This is a genomic window from Extensimonas perlucida, assembly GCF_007655255.1.
GTDB classification, from domain to species: domain Bacteria; phylum Pseudomonadota; class Gammaproteobacteria; order Burkholderiales; family Burkholderiaceae_C; genus Extensimonas; species Extensimonas perlucida.
Genome location: NZ_VMYE01000005.1, coordinates 190,513 through 197,039, shown reverse-complemented (window position 1 = coordinate 197,039; position 6,527 = coordinate 190,513). Strand labels below are relative to the sequence as shown.

Here is a 6,527-nt window from a genome sequence, read left to right as displayed (position 1 = left end):
ATGCGCCCCGGCGAGGCCAGTTTTTGCCGGATTCGCCGCCCCATAGCGGGACTATGGGGCAAGAAGACGGTAAAAAATGGGCCGCTGCGGCGCATTCGCAGCCGACGATTCCAAAGTCCGACAGGCTGCTAGCCGGCTACAGCCGCGCCTTGAACCGCGAGCGCTTCATTGCCACGGTCGAATCCCTGATCGACGACGGCTGCGAAGACGTGTTCGACGTCACCGTGGCCGACGTGCACGCCTTCGATGCCAACGGCCTCGTCGTGCACAACTGCGGCGAGCAGCCCCTGCCGCCCTACGGCTGCTGCGACCTCGGCCCCATCATCCTGCCGCGCTTCGTGCGCCATGCGTTCGGCTTCGACGGCGTGCCCGCGTTCGACTTTGCCGCCTTCGAAAAAGCCGTGGCGCTGCAGGTGCGCGCGCTCGACAACGTGCTCGACCTCACCTGGTGGCCGCTGCCACAGCAGCGCGCCGAGGCCATGGCCAAGCGGCGCATCGGCGTGGGCTTCACGGGTCTGGGCAACACCTTGAGCATGCTGTGCCTGCGCTACGACGCGCCCGAAGGCCGCGAAATGGCGCAGCGCATTGCCACGCACATGCGCGACGCGGCCTACGCCGCCTCGGTCGAGCTCGCGCGCGAAAAAGGCGCCTTCCCCAAGTTCGACGCCGCCGGCTACCTCGCCGAAGGCACCTTCGCCAGCCGCCTGCCCGCAGAATTGCAGCAGGCAATCCGCACGCACGGCATACGCAACAGCCACCTGCTGTCGATCGCGCCCACGGGCACCGTGAGCCTGGCCTTTGCCGACAACGCCTCCAACGGCATCGAGCCCGCGTTCTCGTGGACTTACACGCGCAAAAAGCGCGAAGCCGACGGCAGCACCAGCGAATACGAGGTGCAAGACCACGCCTGGCGTTTGTACCGCGCGCTCGGCGGCGACGTGCAGGCGCTGCCGGACTACTTCGTCTCGGCGCTCGAAATGTCCACCGCAGGCCACATCGCCATGATGCAGGCCGTGCAGCCGCTCGTGGACACGGCCATTTCCAAAACCGTGAACATCCCCGCCGACTACCCCTTCGACGACTTCAAGGGCCTGTACCTGCAAGCCTGGCGCGCCGGGCTCAAGGGCCTGGCCACCTATCGCCCCAACGCCATCCTTGGTTCAGTGCTAGAAGCGCCTGAAAGCGCCGCCGAATCTGCGCAGGAAGCTCCTGAAAAAGAAGCGCCACCACACGCCGACCCGATGCGCAGCGTGATCGAGAGCCGCCCCAAAGGCGCGCTCTCGGCCGTGGCCGAAAAGCTCGAATACTGGACGCAGGAAGGGCACAAGACGCTCTACATCCTGGTGTCCTTCCTGCCCGTGCCCATGCCCGACGGCCAGGGCACGGTCGATCGCGCGATCGAATTCTTCATGCCCGTCGGGCAAAGCGGCGAATCGCAGCAGTGGATCACCTCGAGCATGCGCCTGCTCTCGCTCGCCGCGCGCGGCGGCTTTCTCGAGCGCGCCTTGCGCGACATGCGCAAAGTGGCCTGGGATCGAGGCCCCGTACGCCTGGGCAGCTACGAAAAAGCAGACGGCACGCGCGTGCCCATGTGGCACGACTCGGAAGTCGCGGCCATCGCCTACGCCATCCAGAACATCCTCGCGCGCCGCGCCGCGGCCAACGCAGCCGGCACCAGCGCCGCGCCCGACGCGCTGCAAAACGCCGATCCGCCCGCAGGCATGCCGCCCGTCATGCTCGGCAAGAAATGCAGCGAATGCGGCGCACACGCCGTGATCCGCAAAGACGGCTGCGACTACTGCACCCAGTGCGGCCACATCGGGGCCTGCGGTTAAGGGCGCGCGCAGCCTCCATCCACCATCCTCCAGCCTTTTCCCCATGCGCACCCCCCAAGCCTTCCCCGGCCTGCACACGCCTGCAGCAGGCTTTGAGCAGCCGTTTGCCATGCTCGAGGCCTGCCACGCGCGCGTGCAACGCATGCTCACCCTGTTGCAAAAGCTCTGCGCCCACCTGCGCGCGCAAGGCTGCGACGACGCGGCGCGCCAGGCCGCGCGCGACGTGCTGCGCTACTTCGACCAGGCCGGCCCGCTGCACCATGAGGACGAAGAAAAACACCTCTTCCCCCTGCTGCGCGCGCAGGGCGACGCGGATGTGCGGGCTTTGGTGGAGCGCCTCGCGCAAGACCATGTGCGCATGGCCGCAGACTGGGCACAACTACGCACGCCCTTGCTGGCGCTCGCCCAAGGGGAGCGCTGCAGCTTCAGCGCGCAGGAAGAGGCTTGCTTCGACGCTTTCGCGGCGCACTACGCACGTCACATCGAGGGCGAAGAGCAGCGCGCCTACCCCGCCGCGCAAAAACTGCTTGGTGCAGCGGCGCTGCAAGCTATGGGACAGGAGATGGCGGCGCGACGTGGGGCCAGGCTGCCCTCTTTGGTTGCTCCTGAATAAAGAGCTGCTCACACTTTATTCATAAGGGCTTTGGGCTGATTTTCCTTAGAAAATGCAGTGATCGATGCCCGCGCGAAAGCTTTTCTGGGGCCCCTCGCCAGGCAGCTGCAGAGCCCGCCGGGCTCGTGCACACCTTCTCAGTGCATCACCACCGGGTTTTGTGCGAGGCTGGCGTAGCGGTCGAGCGTGTCCTCGACTTCTTCCTGCGTGGGCGTTTTTTGTTGCCAGGCGAGGATTTGCTGCTGAAACAGCTCAGCCCAGGAGCCGTCGAGATAGACCTCCTTGCCCGAGCGCTTGTCCACGATTTCAAAGCCGTGGCGCGCCATCTGCGGCACGGCAGAGGCGCCCGTTTTGGGCTCGGTTTGCGCGACCGCAGCAGGGTCCACTGCTTCAGGCAGCATGTGGACTACTACAAAGGATTCAGAGTCGTAGAGCATGTGCATGATGTTCCCCCCATTCAGTATGCGCATCAGATGACCGCTGCTTGACAAACTTCAAGACGCAGCATCGCTGGCAGTATTTCACGAAATATCGCCGCATGCGCGCCATTCGCCCTGCCCGTGGCGCAGAAGCCGCACGAGGCGTGCCGTCGTCACAAGGTGACGGTAGCGCCGCTTCACGGCGGCCCGCTGCTGCGCAGCTGCAAATCGACGTAGTCGCCGCTGCTTTGCGTGAGGCGTATGCGCACGGGCAGGTAGCCGAGGTCTGGGGAGAGCCAGAGCTCGGCCTTCTGGTCGTAGTCGCGCTCGGGCAGGCGCTCCAGCCTCCAGGCGGGCATGTCGCCGGCGGGCAGGTGCAGGGTTTCGAGTGCGCGCACGGCAAAGACCCAGCGGTCGGCACTGCGCGGGCCAATGGTGGGCACGCTGATGCGCGTGCCGGGCACGAAGCGCTGCGGCTGTGCGGCGAACATGGCGCCGAGCTGGATGAAGACGCTGAGCCTGTCCTGCGCACCCGCGCGCAGCGGCGCCTGCGGCGTGTTGGCGCTGAAGATGACGCGGCCCTGCGCATAGTCGAAGTGCGCAGCGAGTTCGCGCCGCGCGATGTCGCCAAAGCGCTCGGGGCGCAGGCCCTGCGCGGTGATGCTGCCGCTGCTCGTCTGCGCGCGCGTGCCCAGCAGGAACACGCGCACTTCCTGGCGCGCCTGATAACGGCTGCCATCGTGCTGCCACAGCAGCTGCGCGCCGGCCGTGTAGTGCAGACCCTTGACGAGGCCCTGGGCGTCGAATTCCAGCCGCATGGGGGGGGGAATGCGCACGGGCGGCGGGGTTTGGTTCATGCGCGCTGCCTTGGCGTCGTCTTCAGCGGCGAATATCTCCAGCCCTGCATCGGCGCGGGTTTCTGCGCCGCTGGCGCCCTGGGCTGCGCGCGCGGGCGCCTCTGCCGCGGCGGAGACTGCGGCGCTGGCGGCGCTGGCGGGAGCACTGGCAGGAGCGAGCGCCGGGCTGGCTGTGGGGGCTGCGGCAGCTGTGCTCTGCGCGGCGGCGCCAGGCTCGGGCGCACCCTCCGCAGAGGTTCCGGTGGCTGCGGAGCTGGCGTCGGCATGCTCTGCGGCCGGGGCAGGGGACGCAGGCGCCCGCAACGCCGCATCGGCCAAGGCCAGCGGGGCTGCGGTGTCCGGGGATTTGGCTGTTTCGGCAGGTGTTTCGGCAGGTGTGCGCGGTGCTGGTTTGCGCCGCGGCGCGGGCGGCTTTTTGGGCGCCTTGCGTGCCGCCGCGGGCGGCGTTGCGGTCAGGGGCGCCGGCGCGGCTGCGTCAGGTGGGGTCTGCACGGGCGTGGCCTGGATGCTGCGCGTGCTGAACACCAGCGGCCCGCCGGCGGGCCTAAGCCCGGCACCCGCGCCATCCGCGCGCAAAGACAGGCCGCCGAGCAGCAGCATGTGCAGAGTCAGCACGAACAGGGTCAGCGCGATGAGGCGGCGGGTTTGCATGCAAAAGTGTTCAAACACCTGAATCGATGCCATAAATTGGGGTCAGATTCGAATTTTCCTGCGCACCTTCGCGGGCGCTGGCGAATGGCTGACGGTCATTTTGGCCGCTGCCAAGAAACCCGTCATTGCGAGCCCCGCAGGGCGCGGCAATCCAGTTCCGACCTTTGCAACGCATGCAGGCACTGTGGTGACCACCCCATGGATTGCCGCGGGCCTTCGGCCCTCGCAATGACGGAAAAAGATCATCCCGCGTCCTGACGGATGAAATTGGAATCTGACCCCAATTTCCCGCCCGCGGCTCCGCCCTCTCAAACCAGGTTGTTGCGGATGGCATAGACCGTGAGTTCGGCGTTGTTCGAGAGCTTGAGCTTTTCGAGCACGCGCGCGCGGTACACGCTCACGGTCTTGGGGCTGAGCATGAGCTCCTCGGCGATGTCGGAGAGTTTGCGGCCCGAGGCGATTTTCACGAGGGTCTGCAGCTCACGTTCCGAGAGCGCGGCATGCGGTAGCTCGGGGCTCGGCTGCGCCAGGCTGTCGGCGAGCAGTTGCGCGACTTCGGGGGTGAGGTGCTTGCGCCCTTGGGCCACGGTGCGCACGGCCTGGGCGAGCGCTGCCGGGTCGCTGGCCTTGTTGACGTAGCCCTGCGCGCCGGCGCGCAGGCAGCGCAGCGCGTACTGGTCTTCGGGGTACATCGAGACCACCAGCACCTTGATCGCGGGGTGCGTCTCGCGCAGGCTCGCGAGCACCTCGAGGCCGCTGCGCCCGGGCAGGTTCAGGTCGAGCAGCAGCACCTCGCAACTCGCGCTGCGCAAGGTTTCGCGCAACTCGCCGTAGCTGCCCGCTTCGCCCGTCACGCAGATGTCGGGCTCTTCGCTGAGCGTGTCGCGGATGCCGCGGCGCAGCACCGCGTGGTCATCGCACAGGACGACGTGGATCATGGCGTATTTCCTGGCATGCCGGGCGTAGCCGGTGGTGAGAGCGCCGGTATTTGCGCGGACGAGGGCGTTTCACCCGTGCTTTCCGTGTTGTCTGGATGGTCTGCTCGAGGTTCCGGAACGAGCGGCTGCGTGGACGGCAAGGGGATGGACAAGACCACGCTCGTGCCGCGGCCGGGCTGGCTGCTCACGTCCAGCCAGCCGCCCACGGTGCGCGCGCGCTCCTGCAGCCCCTTGAGGCCGAAGGCCTTGGGCTTGTCGCGCTGTGTGGGCGTCATGCCGCGGCCGTCGTCGCTGACTTCGAGCGTGAGCATGCCTTCGCTGTCGGCCAGTTCCACGCGCACCTGGCCCGGCTGGGCGTGCTTGACGATGTTGGTCAGCGCTTCTTGCGCGGTGCGGTAGGCCACGAGCTGCACCTCGGGCGGCAGGGCAATGTGTTCACGGCTTGTGTGCACCTGCGCGGGTACGCCCGTGCGCCGCTCGAAGTTCGCCGCGAGCCATTGCACGGCGGCGACCAGGCCCTGGTCGAGTATGGGGGGGCGCAGGTTCATCATGATGCGCTGGCTCGCGCTGAGTGCCTGCTGCAGCATGTCGGCGGCGGTGTCGGCGCGACGCTGCAGCTCGGGGTCGGGGCTGTGGCGCCGGATCCAGGCAATGTCAAAGCGCAGCGCGGCCAGCGCGCCGCCGATGTCGTCGTGGATTTCGCGCGCAATGGCGGCGCGTTCCTGCTCGATCGAGCTTTGCAGGTGCTCGGTGAGTTCGGCGAGGCGGCGCTGCGACGCGGCCAGTTCGGCCATGGCCTGCGCGCGCGCACGCCTGGCTTCGTGCACCTCGATGGCGCGTGTGACCACGTGCGCCAGGCGTGCCATGTCGTCCTTGGCCACGAAGTCGGCCATGCCCAGGCGCATCGCATCGACGGCCGCTGCCTCGCCGATCGCACCCGACAGCAGCACGAAGGGGGGCGGGGCCGGCAGCGGCTCGACCAGTTTCCAAGCGTCGAGCGCGGTAAAGCCGGCGAGGCGGTAGTCGGCCAGAACCACGTCGAAGCGCTGCGCGGCGAGGGCGCGCTCGAAGTCCGCGAGCGTCTCGACCTGCTGCAGTGTGCATTCAAGGCCCGCGCGACGCAGAGCCAGGCGCGCGAGCGCGTGGTCCGCGGGGGAGTCTTCGAGGTGCAGAATGTGCAGGGCTTGGCCCGATGTTGCGCAGTGCATAAGAGC

General features: G+C 67.7%; 5 protein-coding genes and 1 pseudogene. 2 read left to right on the top strand and 4 right to left on the bottom strand.

The features are described from left to right. Together FK527_RS06985 and FK527_RS06980 are read left to right on the top strand one after the other, a co-directional pair. Positions 1 to 1,835 (top strand): annotated as a pseudogene (locus FK527_RS06985) (LAGLIDADG family homing endonuclease); the annotation flags it as partial. 43 nt (positions 1,836 to 1,878) lie between these two features. Continuing rightward, positions 1,879 to 2,448, top strand: a complete 570-nt coding sequence (locus tag FK527_RS06980; RefSeq protein WP_144731560.1) for a hemerythrin domain-containing protein — start codon at positions 1,879 to 1,881, stop codon at positions 2,446 to 2,448. Positions 2,449 to 2,585: 137 nt separating this feature from the next. On the opposite strand, the gene FK527_RS06975 is transcribed toward FK527_RS06980, so the two are convergent. From FK527_RS06975 to FK527_RS06960, 4 genes are all read right to left on the bottom strand, one after another. Then, complete coding sequence (locus tag FK527_RS06975) at positions 2,586 to 2,891, bottom strand: BTH_I0359 family protein (protein WP_144731599.1); 306 nt, start codon at positions 2,889 to 2,891, stop codon at positions 2,586 to 2,588. A 173-nt stretch (positions 2,892 to 3,064) separates the two neighbouring features. Then, positions 3,065 to 4,375, bottom strand: coding sequence for a DUF3108 domain-containing protein (locus FK527_RS06970; RefSeq protein ID WP_144731557.1), 1,311 nt, complete (start codon positions 4,373 to 4,375; stop codon positions 3,065 to 3,067). Positions 4,376 to 4,683: 308 nt separating this feature from the next. Then, positions 4,684 to 5,313 (bottom strand): response regulator, encoded by a 630-nt coding sequence (locus tag FK527_RS06965; RefSeq protein WP_144731555.1) that lies wholly within the window; start codon positions 5,311 to 5,313, stop codon positions 4,684 to 4,686. Then, positions 5,310 to 6,521 (bottom strand): hybrid sensor histidine kinase/response regulator, encoded by a 1,212-nt coding sequence (locus FK527_RS06960; RefSeq protein WP_144731552.1) that lies wholly within the window; start codon positions 6,519 to 6,521, stop codon positions 5,310 to 5,312. The genes FK527_RS06965 and FK527_RS06960 overlap by 4 nt, the downstream gene beginning before the upstream one ends. Between the last annotated feature and the right edge of the window lie 6 nt (positions 6,522 to 6,527).